Annotated in this window: 17 protein-coding genes; 8 read left to right on the top strand and 9 right to left on the bottom strand. The window is 73.0% G+C overall.

What is annotated here, in order from left to right; translation table 11 throughout:
- Positions 1-5: 5 nt before the first annotated feature.
- From ACH4ZA_RS12810 to ACH4ZA_RS12800, 3 genes are all read left to right on the top strand, one after another.
- Positions 6-605: a DUF305 domain-containing protein gene (locus ACH4ZA_RS12810; protein WP_319279281.1), complete on the top strand. Its 600-nt coding sequence runs from the start codon at positions 6-8 to the stop codon at positions 603-605.
- Between the two features lie 422 nt (positions 606-1,027).
- The gene (locus tag ACH4ZA_RS12805) at positions 1,028-2,971 is read left to right on the top strand and encodes a protease pro-enzyme activation domain-containing protein (RefSeq protein ID WP_398429343.1); all 1,944 of its coding nucleotides are present in this window, start codon (positions 1,028-1,030) and stop codon (positions 2,969-2,971) included.
- A 103-nt stretch (positions 2,972-3,074) separates the two neighbouring features.
- Positions 3,075-4,829 (top strand): NAD+ synthase, encoded by a 1,755-nt coding sequence (locus ACH4ZA_RS12800; protein WP_398429342.1) that lies wholly within the window; start codon positions 3,075-3,077, stop codon positions 4,827-4,829.
- A 63-nt stretch (positions 4,830-4,892) separates the two neighbouring features.
- Here the strand turns inward: ACH4ZA_RS12800 and ACH4ZA_RS12795 are convergent, their stop codons facing one another.
- The 5 genes from ACH4ZA_RS12795 to ACH4ZA_RS12775 form a co-directional block, all read right to left on the bottom strand.
- On the bottom strand, positions 4,893-5,501 hold the full coding sequence (locus ACH4ZA_RS12795; RefSeq protein ID WP_319279278.1) for a DJ-1/PfpI family protein: 609 nt from the start codon (positions 5,499-5,501) through the stop codon (positions 4,893-4,895).
- 217 nt (positions 5,502-5,718) lie between these two features.
- Positions 5,719-6,942 (bottom strand): MFS transporter, encoded by a 1,224-nt coding sequence (locus ACH4ZA_RS12790; protein ID WP_398429341.1) that lies wholly within the window; start codon positions 6,940-6,942, stop codon positions 5,719-5,721.
- Positions 6,943-7,050: 108 nt separating this feature from the next.
- A complete protein-coding gene (locus ACH4ZA_RS12785; RefSeq protein WP_319279276.1) occupies positions 7,051-8,112 on the bottom strand; it encodes an endonuclease/exonuclease/phosphatase family protein in 1,062 nt (353 codons plus the stop codon).
- Between the two features lie 180 nt (positions 8,113-8,292).
- On the bottom strand, positions 8,293-8,919 hold the full coding sequence (locus tag ACH4ZA_RS12780; RefSeq protein ID WP_319279274.1) for a TetR/AcrR family transcriptional regulator: 627 nt from the start codon (positions 8,917-8,919) through the stop codon (positions 8,293-8,295).
- A 97-nt stretch (positions 8,920-9,016) separates the two neighbouring features.
- On the bottom strand, positions 9,017-10,609 hold the full coding sequence (locus ACH4ZA_RS12775) for an MFS transporter (protein WP_319279272.1): 1,593 nt from the start codon (positions 10,607-10,609) through the stop codon (positions 9,017-9,019).
- Between the two features lie 180 nt (positions 10,610-10,789).
- Here ACH4ZA_RS12775 and panB point away from each other — a divergent pair, with 180 nt between their 5' ends.
- The 3 genes from panB to ACH4ZA_RS12760 all read left to right on the top strand — a co-directional run bounded on the left by panB (position 10,790) and on the right by ACH4ZA_RS12760 (position 13,728).
- Complete coding sequence (gene panB, locus ACH4ZA_RS12770) at positions 10,790-11,665, top strand: 3-methyl-2-oxobutanoate hydroxymethyltransferase (RefSeq protein WP_319279270.1); 876 nt, start codon at positions 10,790-10,792, stop codon at positions 11,663-11,665.
- Positions 11,666-11,884: 219 nt separating this feature from the next.
- A complete protein-coding gene (locus tag ACH4ZA_RS12765; RefSeq protein ID WP_398429339.1) occupies positions 11,885-12,913 on the top strand; it encodes an ATP-binding cassette domain-containing protein in 1,029 nt (342 codons plus the stop codon).
- Complete coding sequence (locus ACH4ZA_RS12760; protein ID WP_319279266.1) at positions 12,910-13,728, top strand: ABC transporter permease; 819 nt, start codon at positions 12,910-12,912, stop codon at positions 13,726-13,728. Before ACH4ZA_RS12765 ends, ACH4ZA_RS12760 begins: the two co-directional genes overlap by 4 nt.
- Before the next feature lie 66 nt (positions 13,729-13,794).
- Here ACH4ZA_RS12760 and ACH4ZA_RS12755 read toward each other — a convergent pair whose 3' ends face one another.
- Complete coding sequence (locus tag ACH4ZA_RS12755) at positions 13,795-17,694, bottom strand: AfsR/SARP family transcriptional regulator (RefSeq protein ID WP_398429338.1); 3,900 nt, start codon at positions 17,692-17,694, stop codon at positions 13,795-13,797.
- Positions 17,695-17,881: 187 nt separating this feature from the next.
- On the opposite strand from ACH4ZA_RS12755, the gene ACH4ZA_RS12750 reads away from it, so the two are divergent.
- On the top strand, positions 17,882-18,682 hold the full coding sequence (locus ACH4ZA_RS12750; RefSeq protein ID WP_319279264.1) for a site-2 protease family protein: 801 nt from the start codon (positions 17,882-17,884) through the stop codon (positions 18,680-18,682).
- Here the strand turns inward: ACH4ZA_RS12750 and ACH4ZA_RS12745 are convergent.
- Together ACH4ZA_RS12745 and npdG are read right to left on the bottom strand one after the other, a co-directional pair.
- Complete coding sequence (locus tag ACH4ZA_RS12745) at positions 18,672-18,890, bottom strand: hypothetical protein (protein ID WP_319279263.1); 219 nt, start codon at positions 18,888-18,890, stop codon at positions 18,672-18,674. The two genes, ACH4ZA_RS12750 and ACH4ZA_RS12745, sit on opposite strands and share 11 nt — an antisense overlap.
- Positions 18,891-19,007: 117 nt before the next feature.
- A complete protein-coding gene (gene npdG / locus ACH4ZA_RS12740) occupies positions 19,008-19,736 on the bottom strand; it encodes an NADPH-dependent F420 reductase (RefSeq protein WP_319279261.1) in 729 nt (242 codons plus the stop codon).
- Positions 19,737-19,838: 102 nt separating this feature from the next.
- On the opposite strand from npdG, the gene ACH4ZA_RS12735 reads away from it, so the two are divergent.
- Positions 19,839-20,435 carry a hypothetical protein gene (locus ACH4ZA_RS12735; RefSeq protein WP_319279260.1) on the top strand — a complete coding sequence of 199 codons (597 nt, stop codon included), beginning with the start codon at positions 19,839-19,841 and terminating at the stop codon, positions 20,433-20,435.
- Between the two features lie 271 nt (positions 20,436-20,706).
- Here ACH4ZA_RS12735 and ACH4ZA_RS12730 read toward each other — a convergent pair whose 3' ends face one another.
- Entirely contained in the window at positions 20,707-20,940 is a 234-nt protein-coding gene (locus tag ACH4ZA_RS12730; RefSeq protein WP_319279259.1) for a hypothetical protein, read from the bottom strand.
- Positions 20,941-20,957 lie beyond the last annotated feature (17 nt).

Genomic DNA, 20,957 nt, shown 5'->3' with positions numbered 1-20,957 from the left:
CGGGAGTGGCCGTCGCCGTCGCCGGGGTGCTCGTCGCCGCGGGAGCGATCACCTACTCGGTGGCCGAGGACGGCGGGACGGGCGGCGACGCCCCGGCCGCCGACTCCGCCGACGCCGGGTTCGCCCGGGACATGGCCGTGCACCACCAGCAGGCCGTCGAGATGTCGTACATCGTGCGCGACCGGACGACCGACGAGGAGGTGCGGCGGCTCGCGTACGACATCGCGCAGACCCAGGCCAACCAGCGCGGCATGCTGATCGGCTGGCTGGACCTGTGGGGGCTGCCGAAGGTGTCGTCCGACCCGCCCATGACCTGGATGGGCATGCGCGGGATGAGCGGCGGCGAGGACGGGGCGCTCATGGTCGGCATGGCCACCGACGCCGAGATGAAGCGGCTCGGCACGCTCAACGGCAAGCAGGCGGAGATCCTCTACCTCCAGCTCATGACCGCCCACCACAAGGGCGGTGTCCACATGGCCCAGGGCTGCGTCGACAAGTGCACGGTCGGTGTGGAGAAACGACTCGCGCAGGGCATGGTCGAGGCGCAGCAGTCGGAGATCGGCCTCATGGCGGACATGCTGAAGGCGCGCGGGGCCAAGCCCTGACCGGTCGGCGGAGAGGCTGAGGGCGCGCGGGGCCAAGCCCTGACCGGTCGGCGGAGAGGCTGAGGGCGCGCGGGGCCGAGCCCTGACCGGGCCGGGCGGACAGGTCGGCGGGACAGCGCTGCCGCAGGTCACGACGGGTGCCGTGCGCCGGCCGCCGACGGTCCGTCGGCCCTGGCCCGCGCGACCCCCGACCGGGCCTCCGCGTCCCCTGGCCCGGCCTCGGCGCGGGTTTCTTGATCCCCTTGGCGGCTCAAGTCGTAGGGTTTTCCCTCGACTTCACGGACGTATCCGTCAAACCGTCCCAGAAAGCGGCCACTTGGGCGCTTCTTGGTCTTCGCATTCCCCTGGCATGAAGTGTTCGTCGCAAGAGTGGCCCGCACGTCGAGTGATCCACTCGCGTCGAACCACCTACAGGGGGTCCTATGAGATCCAATCGCGCCACGCTGCGCGCCGCGAGCATGGCAGCGACACTGCCCATGATCGTCGGCGCGCTGGCGCTCGGCATACCCGCGGCCCACGCCGCGGACGCCCCGGCCCGTGACACGCTGGCCGGCACCAAGCCCGCGTGGGCCACCGCCAAGGCGGACAAGGGTTCGACCTCGGACAGCGCAAAGGTCTCCGCCCGCGTCTACCTCGCGGGACGTGACGCCGCCTCTCTCGCGCGGTACGCGAAGGCGGTCTCCGACCCGAGCTCCGCCGCCTACGGCAGGTACCTCTCCGCCGCGCAGGCGAAGGCCCGCTACGGCGCGACCGCGGCCCAGGTGGCCGCCGTGAAGGCGTGGCTGACGGCGGCCGGTCTGAAGGTGACCGGCACGACCGAGCACTACGTCTCCGTGAGCGGTGACGTGGCCGCCGCCGAGAAGGCGTTCGGCACCCAGCTGCACAACTACGCCAAGGGGTCGAAGACCTACCGGGCCCCGGCCAAGGCGGCCACCGTCCCGGACAGCCTGGACGGCGCCGTGCTGACCGTCACCGGCCTGGACAACGCCCCGCACAAGGCGACCCACAGCGACCAGCTCCCGGGCCCCGGCGCCGCGTTCAAGAACGCCGGACCGTTCTCCTCGTACTACGGCTCGAACGTCGCGACGACGCTGCCGAAGGCGTACGGCAAGGCGATCCCGTACGCCGTCGAGGGCTACACGGGCAAGCAGCTGCGCGCCGCATACGGTGCAGGCGCCTACACGGGCAAGGGCGTGCGCGTCGCGATCACCGACGCCTTCGCCTCGCCGACGATCGCCTTCGACGCGGCCACGTACGCGAAGAAGCACGGCGACGCGGCCTGGAAGACCGGCCAGCTGCGCCAGGTGCTGCCGAAGAACTACACCCACACGGGCGCCGACGAGTGCGACGCGTCGGGCTGGTACGGCGAGGAGACCCTCGACGTCGAGGCCGTGCACGCGGTCGCGCCGAACGCGAACGTCACGTACGTGGGCGCGGCGTCCTGCATGGACGACGACCTGCTCGACTCGCTCAGCAAGATCGTCGACAACCACCTGGCCGACATCGTCTCCAACTCGTGGGGCGACATCGAGGCCAACCAGACGCCGGATCTGGCGGCCGCCTACGACCAGGTCTTCCAGTTCGGCGCGGTCGAGGGGATCGGCTTCTACTTCTCCTCCGGCGACAACGGCGACGAGGTCGCCAACACCGGCACGAAGCAGGTCGACACCCCGGCCAACTCGGCCTGGGTGACGGCGGTCGGCGGCACCTCGCTGGCGGTCGGCAAGGGCGACAAGTACCTGTGGGAGACCGGCTGGGGCACCGAGAAGGCCTCGCTGTCCGCGGACGGCAAGAGCTGGACGAACTTCCCCGGCGCCTACACCTCGGGCGCGGGCGGCGGCACCAGCAAGACGGTCGCCGAGCCGTACTACCAGAAGGGCGTCGTCCCGAAGGCGCTCGCCACGGCCAACAACGCCGCCGGCAACCGCGTCGTCCCGGACATCGCGGCGATCGCCGACCCGAACACCGGCTTCAAGGTCGGTCAGACCCAGACCTTCCCGGACGGGTCCGAGCAGTACAGCGAGTACCGCATCGGCGGCACCTCGCTGGCCGCGCCGGTCATCGCGGCCGTGCAGGCGCTGGCCCAGGAGGCGCGCGGCGGCCAGGCGATCGGTTTCGCCAACCCGTCGATCTACTCCAAGTACGGCTCGCGGGTCTACCACGACGTGACCGACAACCCCACGGGGTCCGGACTCGCCGTGGCGCGCGTCGACTTCGCCAACGGCGTCGACGCCACCGGCGGCCTGCTGACCTCCGTCCGCAGCCTCGGCAAGGACAGCTCGCTGTCCGCGGTGAAGGGCTACGACGACGTCACCGGCGTGGGCACGCCCGCAAGCGGTTACGTCGACTCGTACCGCCGCCACTGAGCACTGCGAAGGCCTGGCTGAACGTGGCGTGACGTGAGGGGGGCGTGGGGTGATCGACACCCCACGCCCCCCATCGCGTCGCTCTGACGATTACACTGTTCCCGTGCCTCAACTTCGTCTCGCCCTGAACCAGATCGACTCGCGTGTCGGCGACCTCGCCGGCAACACCGAAACGATCCTCCGCTGGACCCGGCACTCCGCCGAGCAGGGGGCCCACCTAGTGGCGTTCCCGGAGATGGCGCTGACCGGGTATCCCGTCGAGGACCTCGCCCTGCGCTCGTCCTTCGTCGAGGCCTCCCGCACCGCGCTGCGCCGGCTCGCCGTGCGCCTCGCCGAGGAGGGCTTCGGCGGGCTGCCCGTCGTCGTCGGCTACCTCGACCGTTCGGAGAACGACCAGCCGCGGTTCGGCCGTCCGGCCGGGTCCCCGCGCAACGCCGCGGCGGTGCTGCACGGCGGCGAGGTGGTGCTGACCTTCGCCAAGCACCACCTGCCGAACTACGGCGTCTTCGACGAGTTCCGCTACTTCGTGCCCGGCGACACCATGCCGGTGCTGCGCGTCCACGGCGTCGACGTGGCCCTCGCGATCTGCGAGGACCTGTGGCAGGACGGCGGCCGGGTCCCCGCCGCACGCTCGGCACAGGCGGGGCTCCTGCTCTCCGTCAACGCCTCGCCCTACGAGCGGGACAAGGACGACACCCGCCTGGAGCTGGTCCGCAAGCGCGCGCAGGAGGCCGGCTGCACCACCGCCTACCTGGCGATGATCGGCGGTCAGGACGAGCTCGTCTTCGACGGCGACTCGATCGTCGTCGACAAGGACGGCGAAGTGGTCGCGCGGGCCCCGCAGTTCTCCGAGGGCTGCGTGGTCCTGGACCTCGAGCTGCCCGCGGCCTCCCCCGACGCGCCGACGGGCGTCGTGGACGACGGACTGCGCATCGACCGCGTGGTGCTGTCGGAGGAGCCGCTGCCGCGTTACGAGCCCGAGCTGAGCGGCGGGTACGCGGAGCGGCTGGACGACGCCGAGGAGGTCTACTCGGCGCTGGTCGTGGGCCTGCGGGCGTACGTCGCGAAGAACGGCTTCCGGTCCGTGCTCATCGGTCTGTCGGGCGGGATCGACTCGGCGCTCGTCGCGGCCCTCGCCTGTGACGCGGTGGGCGCGCAGAACGTGTACGGCGTGTCGATGCCGTCCAAGTACTCCTCCGACCACTCCAAGGGCGACGCGGCGGAGCTGGCCCGGCGCACCGGGCTGAACTTCCGCACGGTGCCGATCGAGCCGATGTTCGACGCGTACATGGGGTCGCTGGGCCTGACGGGCCTGGCCGAGGAGAACCTCCAGTCGCGCCTGCGCGGAACGATGCTGATGGCCATCTCCAACCAGGAGGGCCACATCGTCCTCGCGCCCGGCAACAAGTCGGAGCTGGCGGTCGGCTACTCGACCCTGTACGGCGACTCGGTCGGCGCGTACGGGCCCATCAAGGACGTCTACAAGACGTGGATCTTCCGGCTCGCGGAGTGGCGCAACCGCGCCGCGGCCGAGCGGGGCCAGACCCCGCCGATCCCGGAGAACTCGATCACCAAGCCGCCGAGCGCCGAGCTGCGCCCCGGCCAGGTGGACACGGACTCGCTCCCGGACTACCCCGTCCTCGACGCGATCCTGGAGATGTACGTGGACCGGGACCAGGGCGCGGACGCGATCGTCGCCGCCGGGTACGACCCCGCGCTGGTCGCCAAGACCCTGCGCATGGTCGACACGGCCGAGTACAAGCGGCGTCAGTACCCGCCGGGCGCGAAGATCTCGGCGAAGGGCTTCGGCAAGGACCGCCGCCTCCCCATCACCAACGGCTGGCGCGAGTCGCTGTAGCCGGGATCGGGGGTCCGCCCCGGCAGGGCTCCGCACGGAACCCGGCCGGGGCGGCGGGGCGGGTCAGCGCACGGTGGCCCGGCCCGCTCCGACCGCCCCCAGGGCGCGCTCCACGGTCTCCCGTTCCTCGCCGACCGGAGCCACGTAGCCGAGGACGTCGCGCGCGGCGTCCTCCCCGAGCACCCGGGTGATCACCCAGGTGGCGAGGTACTGGGACGCCAGGCAGCCGCCTGCCGTGGCGATGTTCCCCTCGGCGTGGAACGGCTCGTCCAGCACGGTGACGCCGCAGGCCTCGACGAAGGGCCGGCTCTTGACGTCCGTGCAGGCCGGCATGGAGCCCAGCAGCCCGAGCCGGGCGAGCACCAGCGCGCCGGAGCACTGCGCGCCGACGAGTTGGCGCGAGGGGTCGAGCCGCAGCGTGGAGATCAGCCGTTCGTCGGCGACCACCTCGCGTGTGCGCACCCCGCTGCCGATCAGCACGACGTCGGCTTCCGCCACGAACTCCATCGGGCGCTGTCCGGTCACCTCGACGCCGTTCATCGACGTGACCACCGGCGCCGGTGTCGTGACGAACGCCTCCAAGCCGTCCTTGCGGCACCGGTTGATCAGGGCGGAGGCGATGAAGCTGTCCAGCTCGTTGAATCCGTCGAAGGTGACCACGGCTACCTGCATCGCAACTCCTCGGGGACGGCGACGGATCACCAGTCTGCGGGGCGCCGGAGGCCGGGTCGAGGGCCGATCGGCCGTGAGTGGCACGCCTCGGGGAGCCGAGGGCCGGTCGGCGGTGAGTGGCACGCCTCGGGGACATGCCACCCGCCGCTCACCGGTCACGGGGAACGCCGCACAGCCGGCCCGCCGCCGGGGCGGGGCGGGCGGGCCGGCGGTCGCGTCAGTGCCGTGCCGCCGCCTCCGCCGGGCGCGGTACGTGGGTCGCGACGACGCGGTCGCGGCCGCTGGGGCGCGGAGCGCGGCGGGCGTCGACGGCGTACGCGACGCCGGCCACCCCCAGGCCCAGCACCGCCAGGGCCGCCCCCGCGACCGCCGGGGAGGTCACACCGTAGCCCGCGGCGAGGGTCAGGCCGCCGATCCAGGCGCCGCCGGCGTTGGCCATGTTGAACGCGGCCTGGTTGGCGGAGGAGGCCAGCGAGGGGCCCTCGGCCGCCCGCTCCATCACCATCAGGTTGAGCGGGGAGCCCGTCACGAACGCCGCGATGCCCAGCAGGACCACGGCCAGCGCGCCGCCCCAGGGCGTCGTCATCAGCAGCGGGAACAGGGCGAGGACCACGGCCAGCGAGGTGAGTCCGGCGAACAGGGTGGGCCGCATCGCGTGGTCGGCGAGCCGGCCGCCGAGCAGGTTGCCGACGGTGGCGCCGACGCCGAACAGCGCCAGCAGCAGCGTCACGCTGGAGCCGGCGTAACCGGCGGAGTCCGTCAGCATGGGCGTGATGTAGCTGTAGGCGGCGAACAGGGCGCCGAAGCCGGCCACCGTCGTGCCGAGCGCCAGCCACACCGGCAGCGAACGCAGGGCGGACAGCTCGCGGCGCAGGCCGACGGCCGGAGCCCGGGTGTGGTCGTGCGGGATCAGCAGGGCCAGGGCGGCGATCGCCGCCAGGCCGATCACGCTGACGCCGAGGAAGGCCGCCCGCCAGCCGAGGTGCTGGCCCACGAGGGTGGCGGCGGGGACGCCCGCGATGTTGGCGACGGTCAGACCGAGGAACATCAGCGACACCGAGCGGGCCTTGCGCTCCGGCGCGACCAGGCTGGTGGCCACCACCGCGCCGACGCCGAAGAAGGCACCGTGCGGCAGGCCGCTGAGGAAGCGGGCGGCCAGCAGCCAGCCGTTGTCCGGGGCCAGCGCGGAGAGCGCGTTGCCCGCGACGAACAGGACCATCAGGGAGATCAGGACGGTGCGGCGGGACATCCGCGCGGTCGCCGCGGCCAGCAGGGGCGCACCGATGACGACGCCGAGCGCGTACGCGGAGACCAGGTGTCCGGCCGCCGGGATGGAGATGTGCAGGTCGCCCGCGACGTCGGGCAGCAGGCCCATCATCACGAACTCGGTGGTGCCGATGCCGAAGGCACCCACGGCCAGGGCGAGCAGGGCCAGAGGCATGAAGGACTTGCCTTTCAGGGAGAGCGGATTCCGTTCATCATACGGTTCGTATGTTCAAGTACGGAACAAAGTCTCCCCGGCCCGGTATTCCGGCGGGCGACGCCCCAGTTACGTTGTGGTGACCTTCACACGAGCGGCCACCGGCAGATGGTCGCTGCCCGTCTTCGGCAGCGTCCACGAGGTGACCGGCTCGACGCCCTTCACCATGATCTGGTCGATCCGCGCCATCGGGAACGACGCGGGCCAGCTGAACCCGAAGCCGCTGCCCGCAGCGCCCTGCGTGGAGCGCATCTGGGAGGTCACGGCGTTCAGCGAGCGGTCGTTCATGGTGCCGTTGAGGTCGCCGAGCAGGACCACCCGGGTCAGCCTCTCGTCGGCGATCGCCTCACCCAGCGCGTCGGCGCTCTTGTCGCGCTGCCGGGCGGTGAACCCGGCCCGCAGCTTGACCCGCACCGAGGGCAGGTGCGCCACGTAGACGGCGACCTCGCCCTGCGGAGTCTCGACAGCCGCCCGCATGGCGCGCGTCCAGCCCAGTTCGATGTCGACTGCCCGCACGCCGCTCAGCGGGTACTTGCTCCACAGCCCGACCGTGCCCTGCACCGAGTGGTACCGGTACGTCGCCGCCAACGCCCTCTCGTACACCGGGACGGCCGAGGCGGTCAGCTCCTCCAGGGCCAGGACGTCCGCCCCGGAGGCGGCCACGTCCCGGGCGGTGCCCGCCGGATCGGGGTTGTCGGCGTTGACGTTGTGGGTGGCCACGGTGAGGTCGCCGCCGGCGCCGGTCCGGTCGACCAGCAGCCCGCCGAACAGGTTCGTCCACACCACGGCCGGCAGGACGACGGCGATCAGCGCGGTCGCCGACCTGCGCACCACCGCGAGCACCAGCAGCACCGGCAGGAACACGCCGATCCAGGGCAGGAACGTCTCCGTGAGGCTGCCGAGGTTGCCGAACCGGTTGGGGATGCGTGAGTGCAGCAGCATCACCAGGGCGAGCGCCAGCGCCACGCCCGCGACGACCAGGCCGCGCCGCCAGATGCGCGGGTCCCCGCGCCACCCCGTGGTCAGCCGGCCGAGCAGACGTCCGATCAGGCGCCGGAGCCGGACTCCCCGAGGCTCGTGTCCCGAGTCTCCGTTGCCGTCCGTCTCCGTCATGTACGCCTGCTGCGCCATACCGTCGCCTCACTGCCTGCCGTGCACCGTCCGTCCCCCCGGGTACGACCCTAGGGGATGATCGGCTTGGTTCTCGCCGTCCCGTGACGGCCGTACGGGGTCGAGGACGAAGGGCGCGGCGCGACGGGTTCCGGAGCCGGCGGGCAGGGCCCGGTCTGTGACGGAACGCTCACATCCGGGTTACGCGTCCGGCGAGCTGACGGGGCGTAGGCCGGCGAGCAGCGAGTCGACGATGCGCCCCGGGAGGTCCTCGGGCAGATCGGCGTCGGGGCGCAGAACGGCACGCACGAGCATGGGGCCGACGAACATGTCGTTGACCAGTTCGACGTCGAGGTCGGCGCGGAGTTCGCCGTTCTGCTGTCCCCGGCGCAGGACTTCGACGCCCAGCCTGCGCCGGGGCGCTATCACCGTGTTGTGGTACGCCGTCCAGATCTGCGGGCTGCTCTTCATCTGGGCGTGGACGTTGTGCAGGATCGCCGAGGAGCGGCTGGCGAGTCCGCGCCGTCGCAGGGCCTCCAGCAGCACGACCAGGTCGTCGCGCATGGAGGTGCCGGGGAGTTCGGGGTCGTCGGGCTCGGCGGCCCGCAGCACGTCGACGAACAGCGCCTCCTTCCCGCTCCAGCGCCGGTAGATGGTGGCCTTGCCGACGCCGGCGGTGCGGGCGATGCGCTCGATGGACATCTCGGCGAGCGAGACGCCGTCCTCGAGCAGCTTCATCGTGACCTCGATGATGGCCCGTTCAAGGGCTTCGTTCCGGGGCCGCCCCCGGACGGGCTGCTCGACGGCTGCGCTGTCGGCGGGGCTCACGTCCACTGATCCTTTCGTCGCACTGGGGGAATTGTCGCCCACGGAGCGGGCGGACGCGGCGGCCGTCCGCCGCGTCCGCATCCGCGTCCGCCGGCCACTACGACGTGGTGCGGGCCGGCTCCTCCTCCTCCGCCTCGACGGGTGCGGGCTTCGGGCGGCCCGGCAGGAACGCGGCGACGACGGCCGCGCCCACGAGCGCCACCCCGGCCCCGCACAGGGCCGTGACGTGCATGGCGTGCAGGAAGGCGTCGTTGGCGGGGCCGACCAGCGCCTTGCCCCGGTCGCCGAGGCCCGCCGCGACCCCCAGCGTCGCCTCGATCGACTCGCCCGCCGTGTGGCGCAGTCCCTCCGGCAGCGCGCCGAGACTGCCCTGGATGCCGTCGCGGTACGAGGTCGACAGCACCGAGCCGAGGACGGCGATGCCGAGCGCGCCGCCGACCTGGCGGAAGGTGTTGCTCAGCGCGGAGGCCGAGCCGGCCTTCTCGCGGGGCAGGGCCTGCATGATGACCACGCTCGTCGGGGTCATGATGTGGGCCATTCCGGCGCCCATGCAGAAGAAGACGACCTCCAGCAGCCAGATCGGGGTGTCCGCCTCCAGCAGGGCGAACGCCACCAGCGTCGCGGTGAGGAGGAGCATCGCCGCCGTGGTCGTGGCCCTGACGCCTATGCGGTCCACGACGAGCCGGGCGCGCGGTGCGAAGATCAGCTGTGCGGCGGCCAGCGGCAGCAGCAACAGGCCGGTCTGCAGGGGCGAGTAGCCGCGCACGCTCTGGGTGTAGAAGACCGAGAAGAACGTCACGCCCATCAGCGCGAAGAAGACGAGCGCTATGACGGAGATCGCGGCCGAGAACACCTTGTTCCGGAAGTACCCGATGTCGACCGACGGATGGTCGCTGCGCTTCTCGAACACCACGAACGCGGCGAGGACCGCCAGTCCGGCCCCTATGGTCACGAGCACGGTCGGGTCGGTGAAGTCGGCCAGCTCACCGCCCTTGATGATGCCGTAGACGAGCAGGACGAGGCCGACGACCGACAGGACGACGCCGACGGGGTCGAGACGGCCCGGGCTCGGGTCGCGGGACTCGGGCACCAGCCACAGCATCAGGCCGAACGCGAGCAGCACGATCGGCACGTTGATGAGGAACACCGAACCCCACCAGAAGTGCGCGAGGAGCAGGCCGCCGGTGATGGGCCCGATCGCGATGGCGAGGCCGACGCCGCCCGCCCAGATGCCGATCGCCTTGGGCTGCTCCTCGCGCTCGAAGACGTTCATCAGGACGGCGAGGGTGGCGGGCATCACGAAGGCGGCGCCGAGGGCCATCAGCGCGCGGAAGGCGATGAGCTGGGCGGGCGAGCCGGACTCGGCCGCGAGCGCGGAGCCGATGCCGAACACGGCGAGTCCGCCGAGCAGGACCTTCTTGCGGCCGATCCGGTCGCCGAGGAGGCCTGCGGAGAACAGCAGTCCCGCGAAGACCAGCGTGTAGGCGTTGATCGCCCACTCCAGCTCGCTCTGGGTGGCGCCGAGGCCGGTCGGGGCGGGCGTCGAGATCGTCTTGATCGCGACGTTCAGGATCGAGTTGTCCAGCACCACGATCAGCAGGCTCAGCATCAGGACGCCGAGGATCGCCCAACGACGCCGGTGCACCGCTTCCGGTATCCGCGGAGCGGTGGGGACGGCAGGAGTAGTCATGGCGCCGAGCTTAAGCGTTTCCGATACGGACCCGTCTCGTATCGGAAAGCCCGGGGGTGTTTCTTACTGAGGTTTTACCCACAGCGGGCGCTCTGGCTCTCGCCCGGGCGAAGTGCCACCATGGGCAGTGGTCCGGGGACGCCGTGAGGGCGCCTCGAGATGACGTTAGGAGCCGTTGCCATGACGCAGCTCTCGGCTGCCCGGAATGCCTCGCAGAAGCCCACCGACGGCAGCAACGCGCTGTACGGGGGCCAGGGGACCCGCCGAATCACCGTTCGCGACATCGCTCTCGCCAAGGAACGCGGCGAGAAGTGGCCCATGCTGACCGCCTACGACGCGATGACCGCCTCCGTCTTCGACGAGGCCGGGATCCCCGTCATGCTCGTGGGCGACTCGGCGGGCAACTGCCACCTCGGGTACGAGACGACCGTGCCCGTCACCCTCGACGAGATGACCATGCTGTCGGCGGCGGTCGTGCGGGGCACCTCCCGTGCGCTGATCGTCGGCGACCTGCCGTTCGGCTCCTACCAGGAGGGTCCGGTGCAGGCGCTGCGCTCGGCCACGCGCCTGGTGAAGGAGGCCGGCGTCGGGGCCGTGAAGCTGGAGGGCGGCGAGCGCTCGCACCGGCAGATCGAACTGCTGGTGGAGTCCGGCATCCCGGTCATGGCGCACATCGGCCTGACCCCGCAGTCCGTGAACGCGATGGGTTACCGGGTGCAGGGGCGCGGCGAGGAGGCGGCCCAGCAGCTGCTGCGGGACGCCAAGGCCGTGCAGGACGCGGGCGCGTTCGCGGTGGTGCTGGAGCTGGTCCCGGCGGAGCTGGCGGCCGAGGTCACCCGGATGCTGCACATCCCGACCGTCGGCATCGGCGCCGGCCCGGAGACGGACGCCCAGGTGCTGGTGTGGACCGACATGCTCGGGCTGACCGGGGGCCGGGTGCCGAAGTTCGTCAAGCAGTACGCGAACCTGCGTGCGGTGATGGGCGACGCCGCGAAGGCGTTCGCCGAGGACGTCGTCGGCGGTACGTTCCCGCTGGACGAGCACAGCGTCCACTGAACCCCTCGCGTGAGCCTCTCGCGCCGACCGGGTGGACACCGGGCCGGGACGGACGCCGTCGGCCGTGTCCACCCGTCGGTGCGCTGTAGGCGCTCTGTCGGCGGTCTGTAGGCCGTCTGTCGGCGGTCTGCGGGCCGTCCGCCGGTCCCTGCGGGGGCCGGCGGCCCGGTGTCGGCGCTCTGTCGGAAGTCTGTCGGCGGCGGTTGCCACCGTTGCGGCATGACGCGAATCCACAACAACCCCAGCGGCGCGGGCAGCGCCGTGACCGTCCGGGGGCTGGTCAAGCACTACGGCGAGACGAAGGCACTGGACGGGGTCGACCTCGACGTGCACGAGGGCACCGTGATGGGCGTCCTCGGTCCGAACGGCGCCGGAAAGACCACCCTCGTCCGGATCCTGTCCACCCTGCTGGCCGCCGACGGCGGCCGGGCGACGGTCGCCGGCTACGACGTCGCGGCCCAGCCCCGGCAGCTGCGCCGGGTGATCGGCCTCACCGGCCAGTACGCCTCCGTCGACGAGAAGCTCCCCGGCTGGGAGAACCTCTACCTCATCGGCCGGCTGCTCGACCTGTCCCGCAAGGAGGCCCGGCTGCGCGCCGACGAGCTGCTGGAGCGGTTCACACTCACCGAAGCCGCCAGGCGGCCCGCGGCCACCTACTCCGGCGGCATGCGGCGGCGGCTCGACCTCGCCGCGTCGATGATCGGACGGCCGAGCGTGCTGTTCCTCGACGAGCCCACCACGGGGCTGGACCCCCGCACCCGCAACGAGGTGTGGACCGAGGTCAAGTCCATGGTCGGCGACGGTGTCACCGTCCTGCTGACCACGCAGTACATGGAGGAGGCCGAGCAGCTCGCCTCCGAGCTGACCGTCGTGGACCGGGGCAAGGTCATCGCCGGCGGCGGCATCGAGGAGCTGAAGGCCCGGGTCGGCGGCCGCACCCTGCGGATCCGGCCCGCAGACCCTCTGCAGCTGCGACCGCTGGCCGGCTGGCTGGACGAGCTCGGCATCACCGGGCTCGCCGCCACCGCCGTGGACGCCGAACGCAGCTCGATCCTGGTCCCGGTGCTGAGCGACGAACAGCTGACGGCCGTCATCGGCGCGGTCAGCGCCCGCGGCGTCACGCTGACCTCCCTCACCACCGAACTGCCAAGCCTGGACGAGGTGTTCCTCTCCCTCACCGGCCACCGCGCCGACTCCACCCCGAACGACGCCACCCCCACCGAGACCCGCGAGGAGGTCGCCGTATGAGCGCCGCCACGATCGACATGAGCACAGGAGCCGACGGAGGCATCCCGCTGCGCAGCCACCTGCGGCACACCGGTGCGCTGATCCGCCGCAACCTGCTGTGGATCCGGCAGGACCCGGAGTCGATGTTCGACGCGGTCCTCTTCCCGGTGATCTTCACCCTGCTCTTCGTGTACGTCTTCGGCGGCTCCATCGGGCAGTCGTTGGGCGGCGGTCAGGAGGCGTACGTGCAGTACGTCATTCCCGGACTGCTGGCCATGATGGGGATGAACATGGCGCAGGGCGTCGGCACCGGCTTCAACACGGACTTCAACTCCGGGGTCATGGACCGCTTCCGGTCACTGCCCATCGGACGGGGCTCGGTGCTCTTCGCAAAGATCGTCGTGGAGCTGATGCGCATGCTGGTCGCGTGCGTGATCCTCATGGTGGTGGCCGTCCTGGTGGGCTTCGACATCACCCACTGGCCCGGACTCTTCGCCGCCGTGGGACTCGCCACGGTGTTCGGCTCGGCTCTGATGTGGGTGTTCCTCACGCTCGGCGTGATCATGAAGAGTGCGCAGTCCGTGCAGGCCATGGGCTTCCTGGTGCTGATGCCGCTGCAGTTCGGCTCGTCGATCTTCGCGCCGACCCGGTCGATGCCCGGCTGGCTGCAGAACTTCACCGAGTACAACCCGCTGTCCGCGCTCGCCGACGCGGCGCGCGGACTCATGGTGGGCGGTCCGGTCGCGCACGGCCTGTGGGTGACGCTCGCCTGGTCGGCGGGCCTCACCGCGGTGATGGCGCCGGTCGCGATCCACAAGTTCCGCACCAAGACCTGAGCCGCGGGCGGTGCGCCGGGCCGTCGCGACGGGGCCGGCCCGCCCGGGCCGGCAGGGACGGGCGTGTCACACCAGGGCGGCGGCCTCCTCGTAGGAGAGGTCGCCGCCCTCGGCGTACGCCCGCTCGAAGCGTTCGTCGCCGAGCGCCGCACGGGTGCGGCTCAGGGCGAGTTCACGGGCCTCGCGCTCCAGGCGCGGCGGGACGTGCCGCGGCGGCAGCAGGGCGGCGGCGGCCCCGAGACAGCGGGCACCGGCGTCCGCGCCGCCGTCCCGGCCGGTGAGGGCGGTCGCGGCGATGGAGAGGTAGAAGGAGCGCAGGTGCGGGGCGACGGCCCGGGACACCGGATCGGTCGCCCGCCCGAGAGCGGAGCGGATGCCCGGCAGCGCCTCCTCGTACCGGCCGTCGACCACCTCGATCCACGCCTCGGCGCCCAGGATGAACGCGTCGAAGACGGCGAAGTGCCCGAACGCGAAGCATTCGCGCAGCTGCCGGAGCTGTTCGCGCCCCTCGGCGATGCGCCCGGTCGAGCCGAGCCAGCCGGCCAGGAAGAGGCGGGCCGCGGGGACGGCCTCGTTGCCGCCGTGCGCCGGCCCGTCGATCACCGCGCGCAGCAGCCGCTCGCCCTCCTCCCCGTCGCCCGCCTCCAGCAGGACGCTGCCCAGCCGGGCGCCGAGGACCGCGGTGTGGGCGCGGGCGCCGAGCTGGTCGGCGTGCTCCCTGGCGCTCTCGTAGTCGTCGGCGGCACGACGGTAGTCGCCCAGCCGCTCATGGGCTTCGGCGCGCGCGGACAGGGCCTCCACCACGCCCCACACGTCGCCGAGCCGCCGGAAGATCTCCAGGGCCTCGTCCGCGTCGCGGAAGGCGTTGCCGGCCCAGTCCGCGCGGTTGGCGAGGATGTTGGCGCGCATCTGCAGGCAGGAGGCGAGCTCCCACTCGTAACCGGGCGTCCGGCGGCAGGTGTCCACGTTGGCGTCGACGATGACGCGCATGCGGTCCGTGTCGCCGGTCAGCATCACGGCGAAGAACCAGAGCAGGCCGGGCGCGCGGCAGGTCTGCGGGAGTCCGGGCTCGTAGGTTTCGGCGATCCGGGCCAGCTTGCGCTGCGCCGCCTGGGTCTGCCAGAGGTCGGACTGGTTCTCCAGGCAGGCGAGATGGGCCAGATGGACGCCGCGGCGGGCCTCCAGGAGGGTCTCGCCGGTGAGCGGCGGCGGGAAGTCGGTGCAGGGCCTCCACACCGGGGCCGCCCGGCGCAGCGGCTCGGCGAAGGGGTCGGGACCGAGGGCCATGACCTCGGCGCACCAGGCTCCCGCCTCGATGCGCAGGTCCCGCATCTGCCAGTACCAGACGAGGGACAGCGTCAGGCTGAGCGCCTCCTGCTCGTCCCGGGCGGCGACCGCGCGGCGCAGCGCGGTGCGCAGGTTCTCGTACTCCAGTTGGAGGCGTTCGGCGGCCTCGCGCTGACCGGGGCCGCGCAGCAACGGCTCGTTGGTACGGGCGAACTCGCGGTAGTACGTCAGATGCGCGCGCTCGGCGGCGGCCCGTGCGCCCGACTCGTCCAGCCGTTCGGCCGCGTACTCGGCGACCGTCTCCAGCAGCCGGTAGCGCATGTCCCCGCCGGGCGCGGGGGCGGCGACGACGAGGGACTTGTCGACCAACGAGGCGAGGGTGTCGAGGAGTTCGCGGGGGGCCCGGCCCGTGCGGGCGTCCCGCACGTCACCGCCGCCGTCCTCGCCGCCGTTGCCCTCACCGCCGTTGCCCTCGCCGCCGTCCTGGCCGGCTGGGACGGCGCCGCACACGGCCTCCACGGCGTCGAGGTCGCAGCCGCGCGCGAAGACCGACAGCCGGGCCAGGACGTCGCGTTCGTCCGCGTCGAGCAGGTCCCAGGACCAGTCGACGACGGCCCTCAGGGTCTGCTGACGCGGCAGCACGGTGCGGCTGCCAGAGGTCAGGAGGCGGAAGCGGTCGTCGAGACGGTCGGCGATCTGGCGCGGCGTCAGCATGCGCAGCCGGGCGGCGGCCAGTTCGAGGGCGAGGGGCAGACCGTCCAGACGCCGGCAGATCTCGGCGCAGGCCTCGGGGTCGTCCTCGGTGCGGAAGCCCGGCCGGGCGGCCGCGCCCCGGTCGGCGAGCAGCCGCAGGGCGACCGGCTCGGGCAGCGGATCGAGCGGCCGCAGCCTCTCGCCGGGCACGCCGAGCGGCTCCCTGCTGGTGGCGAGCACCGTCACTCCCGGGCAGCGCGCCAGCAGTTCCTCGACGAGCCGGGCGGCCGCCTCCACCACGTGCTCGCAGTTGTCGAGAACGATCAGCATGCGGCGCCGGGCGCAGTGCTCGACCAGGCGCTCCACGGGGTCGTCGTGGCGTTCGCCCGCGGCCCGCAGTTCCTCGGCGCCGGCGCCGTACAGCACGGTCTCGCGGGCTCCCAGGGCGGTGAGCACGGCCTGCGGGACCGCGTCCGGGGCGGCGACGGGCGCGAGTTCGGCCAGCCACACGCCGTCGCTCGCGAGGTCCCGGACGGTTTCGGCGGCCTCCTGCGACAACCGTGTCTTGCCGGCCCCGCCGGGCCCGAGCAGGGTGACGAGCCGGGCGCCGGCCAGGTCCTGCCGGATGGCCGCGATGTCGTCCTCCCGGCCGACGAAGGAGGTGAGCCGGGCGCGGAGGTTGCCGGGGGCCTGCGGCTCCGGGGCCACGGCGCCCGCTCCCAAGGAACTCGGGCCGGCAGCCCCCGGGCGACCGAAGGCCCCGCTGTCCGGGCCCCCCGGTCCCTCGACGTCCACAGCCTTCGCACGGGGCTCAGGAACCCCGGGAACACCGTGCCGCTCCGTTCCGCCCCCGGTCCCGCCGGTCCCGCCAAGCCCGCGGAAACCACCGACACCGCCCGTGCCACCGGCGCCGCCCGTGCCGCCGAGGTCGCCGGAGCGGTCGGCCCCGTCGGGACGGTCGAGGCCGCGAAGAAAGCGGGAACCGCCGGAGGCGCGAGAAAGCCCGGCGTCGCGGGAGCCCCCCGGATCACCCGGGACACCCCGGTCGCGGTCGCTGTCCGGATCGCCCGGGACACCCGTACTCGGGCCGCCGTGGCTGTCCGGACCGCCCGGGACACCCGTACTCGGGCCGCCGTGGCTGTCCGGACCGCCCGGGGTGCGCGGGTCTCGGGAGCGCTCCGGAGCGGCCGGGACGCCGGCATCGCGTGCGGGCCCGGGGCCTCCGGGGCCGGTCGGGGCGGCGGTGGCGGTGGCGGTCCCGGGGTTGAGCAACTCCGCGTGCAGTGAGCGGAGTTCGGGGCCCGGATCGGCTCCGAGGCGGTCGGCCAGCAGTCGGCGCACCTCGTCGTACGCGACCAGCGCCTGCGCGGCACGGCCCGCGTCGCGCAGGGCGCGCAGGCGCAGGGCCTGGAGGGGCTCGTCCAGGGGGTGGGCCTCGCACAGGGCGGTGAGTTCGGGCAGCGACTGCCCGGCCCGGCCCTGGGCGATCGCGGCGGTGTGGCGGGCGCGCAGCGCGTCGAGCCTGCGGGCCTCCCAGCGGCCGGCCTCGGCGGTCCGGTCGGGCAGGTCGGCGAGGGCCGGCCCGTGCCAGAGGGCGAGCGCGTCGTCCAGGAGGACGGCCGCCTTCGCCGGGTCGCCGTCGGCGAGGGCGCGGACGCCGTCGCCGGTCAGCCGCTCGAAACGGTGCAGGTCGACGTCGTCGGGGGCGGCGGCCAGCCGGTAACCGCCCTCGGCGGAATCGATCGCGGCCGCCCCCAGGGCCCGCCGCAGCCGCCCGATGAGGGCCTGCAGCGCGCCCGGCGCGTCGGCGGGCGGGTCACCCGTCCAGACCTCCTCCACCAGCAGCCCCGCGGGAACGCTGCGGCCGGCCCGCAGGGCCAGCACGGTGAGCAGCGCGCGCAGCCGCGCTCCGCCGACGGCGACGGAGCTTCCGTCCGGACGGAGTGCCTGGGTGGTGCCGAGGATGCGATAGCGCACGGGGTTCATTCTCTCCGGTGGGATCGTGGTCGGTCACGGGGTTGCGTCGGGGTGGCGCGGGCGGCCGCCGCACGGGAGGCCGGCCGGGCCGGAACCGTGGGCATGGACGGGACGTTTCTCCTGTACGTCCCGTCCGGGTACGGTCGGGCAGTTCCACCCGCGCGTGCCGGACGCGCGAACCGATCCAGGGGGCTTCATGACCACCGCCACGTCCCGCCGCAGCGAACGGCGGATCAGTCCCGTCTTCCTGGGGATCCTCGCCGTCACCGCGGTCACGGGCTGGGCCACCTGGTCCGGTTTCGCCGAGCAGCCGGGTGTGGCGGTGTTCCTGTTCGTGACGGCGGCGTGGATCGTGTCGCTGTGTCTGCACGAGTACGCGCACGCCCGTACCGCGCTGCACAGCGGGGACATCTCGGTCGGCGCGAAGGGATACCTGACGCTCAACCCCCTGAAGTACACGCACGCCCTGCTCAGCGTCGTGCTGCCGGTGCTGTTCGTGATCATGGGCGGGATCGGCCTGCCGGGCGGCGCCGTCTTCATCGAGCGCGGGCGGATCCGCGGGCGGTGGCGGCACAGTCTGATCTCGGCGGCGGGTCCGCTGACCAACGTGCTGTTCGCGGTCGTGTGCACGGCGCCCTTCTGGCTGGACGCGCTGGACGGCGTGCCGGACGACTTCCGGTACGCGCTCGGTTTCCTCGCCCTGCTCCAGGTCACGGCGGCGATCCTGAACTTCCTGCCGGTACCGGGGCTGGACGGCTACGGGGTCGTCGAGCCCTGGCTGTCGTACAACGTGAAGCGGCAGGTGGAGCCGTTCGCGCCGTTCGGGCTGCTGTTCGTGTTCGCGCTGCTGTGGGTGCCGGCGGTCAACGGGGTGTTCTTCGACATGGTCGACGCGGTGCTGCGCGCCCTCGGGATCAGCGACTTCGACACGTACTGCGGGCAGTCGCTGTACCGCTTCTGGCAGGGCACGGACGAGTACTGCGCGGTCAGCCCGTGACGTCGGCACCGGCGGCCCGGCGGGCCTTGTCGCGCTTCATGTAGTACCAGGTCATGTTGGACGACAGGCCCGCGAGCAGCACCCAGACGACGCCCAGGAAGCTGCCCTGGACGAACGAGACGACGGCCGCGGCCACGGCGAGCACGCAGACGACGAGGGTGTAGAGGGCGAGTCGCCGGGCCGGGCCGGGCGGGGGAACGGGGGACATGGGGCGGTTCTCCTGTCGAAGGGACACGGCTCGGGGGCGCGGCTCGGGCACAGGGCTCGTGGGCACCCCGCTCGGGGGACACGGCCGGGCCGGTTTCGACCAGTGTCCCCCATGCGCTCATACGTCTGTGACGCGCAGCCCGGCGTGGGCCTTGTAGCGGCGGTTGACCGAGATCAGGTTGGCGACCAGGGACTCCACCTGGTGGGCGTTGCGCAGCCGGCCGGCGAAGACGCCCCGCATGCCGGGGATGCGGCCGGCCAGCGCCTGCACGATCTCGACGTCGGCGCGCTCCTCGCCGAGCACCATCACGTCGGTGTCGATCTCGTCGATCTCCGGGTCCTGGAGCAGGACGGCCGACAGGTGGTGGAAGGCGGCGGCGACCCGGGAGTCCGGCAGCAGGGCGGCGGCCTGCTCGGCGGCACTGCCCTCGTCCGGCTTGAGCGCGTAGGCGCCCTTCTTGTCGAAGCCGAGCGGGTTGACGCAGTCGACGACGAGCTTGCCGGCCAGCTCCTCGCGCAGGGACTCCAGGGTCTTGCCGTGGCCGTCCCACGGGACGGCCACGATCACGATGTCGCTGCGGCGCGCGGTCTCGGCGTTGTCGGCGCCCTCGACGCCGTGACCGAGCTCCTCGGCGGCGGCGTGGGCGCGGTCGGCGGCGCGCGAGCCGATGATCACCTTCTGGCCGGCCTTGGCCAGCCGGTAGGCGAGGCCCTTGCCCTGCGGCCCGGTGCCGCCGAGCACGCCGACGACCAGTCCGGAGACGTCGGGGAGGTCCCAAGGGTCCTTCGCGGGCGCCTTCGCCGGCGCGCCCGCGGAGGCGTTTCGTGCACTGTCGGTAGAGGTCATGGGCCGACTTTACGTGGGGGTGCACGGCGGTCTTCCCCACGTCGGGTGAATGCGGGGCGATCGCCGGCCGGCGGCGGCCGGGTTACGGCAGCATGCGGCGGCATGGACGCCGTACGGGTCGCGCTGCTGCGTGAGGTGCTCGCCGGGACCGAGTGGCTCGGGGCCACCCGGCGGTTCGCCGCGGTGCTGCGGGGATCGGTGGTGTCGCACGGTGGCGGGCTGCTGCTGGTCGGCTCGGCGCGGCACGAGCCCTGGCACCTGGCGGCGCATCTGGTGGACGAGGCGGCGTGGTCGGGCACGCCGGAGCTGGCGCCGACGCTGGTGCGTCATCGTCCTCGTGCGTCGGACCCGGCGCATCTGGCGGTCGGCCTGGGCCGCATCGAGGCGGCGCGGCGCGGCGAGACGCTGCTGGTGGCGACGCCGTCGGCGGACGCGCCGTTGCTGGAGCGGGTGTCGGACGCCCGGCGGGCCGGGGTCACGATCCTGGCGCTCGGCGTCGGAGAGGCGCAGCTGACGGCGCTGGCGCACGAGACGCTGGCCGTCCCGGACGGCTCCGCGCTGGACCTGGACACGGTGCAGCACCTGGTGAGTGCGGCGGCCGGCGAGACGCTGCCGCCGACCCGGGGGCGCCGGCGTCTGTGCGACCGTCTGTCCCGTCTCGCCGAGCGTCTGACGGCTCCGCCGCCGCCCGCGTGGTGACCGACCGCCCCGAACCGCCGGACCGGGGCGGGAGCGGACCGTGGGGCGCCGAAGGGGGCCGACGGCCGGGCAGATGCGCAGCGGCGGCGTCGCGGCCTGGGCGGGGGTGCGGACGTCCGTCTGGTCGGGCGGTCTGCTGTGCGTGGGCGCGGTGGGGCTGCTGGCGGTGGGGCTGCCGGGGCTGATGACCTACGACGCCCGGACGAACGAGCACGCGGTGCGGCTGCGCGCACGACGCGCGGCCGCACCCTCGCCCGCGCGCGGCGACTGGTCAGCCGCCGTCCGGCGCGCCGCCCCTGGGGGCGTCGTGCCACTTGGGGTCGTTCTCCCACTCGAGGTTGCGCTCGCGGGCGGTCTGCATCGCGTGCTCGGCCTCCCCACGGGTGGCGTACGGGCCGAAGCGGTCCTTGGCCGGGCACTCGGGACCCTCTTCGACCTTCTTGTGCTCCAGGCAGTAGTACCACTCGCCCGGCTTGCCGGCGGTCCGCTTCTTGAACAGGGGCATGACGGCTCCTCTCGCCA

The sequence above is a fragment of the Streptomyces sp. NPDC020597 genome (genome assembly GCF_044335095.1).
In the GTDB taxonomy this organism is placed as follows: domain Bacteria; phylum Actinomycetota; class Actinomycetes; order Streptomycetales; family Streptomycetaceae; genus Streptomyces.
The sequence above is the reverse complement of the archived record's forward strand: the minus strand, read 5'-3'. Positions and strand labels throughout refer to the sequence as shown.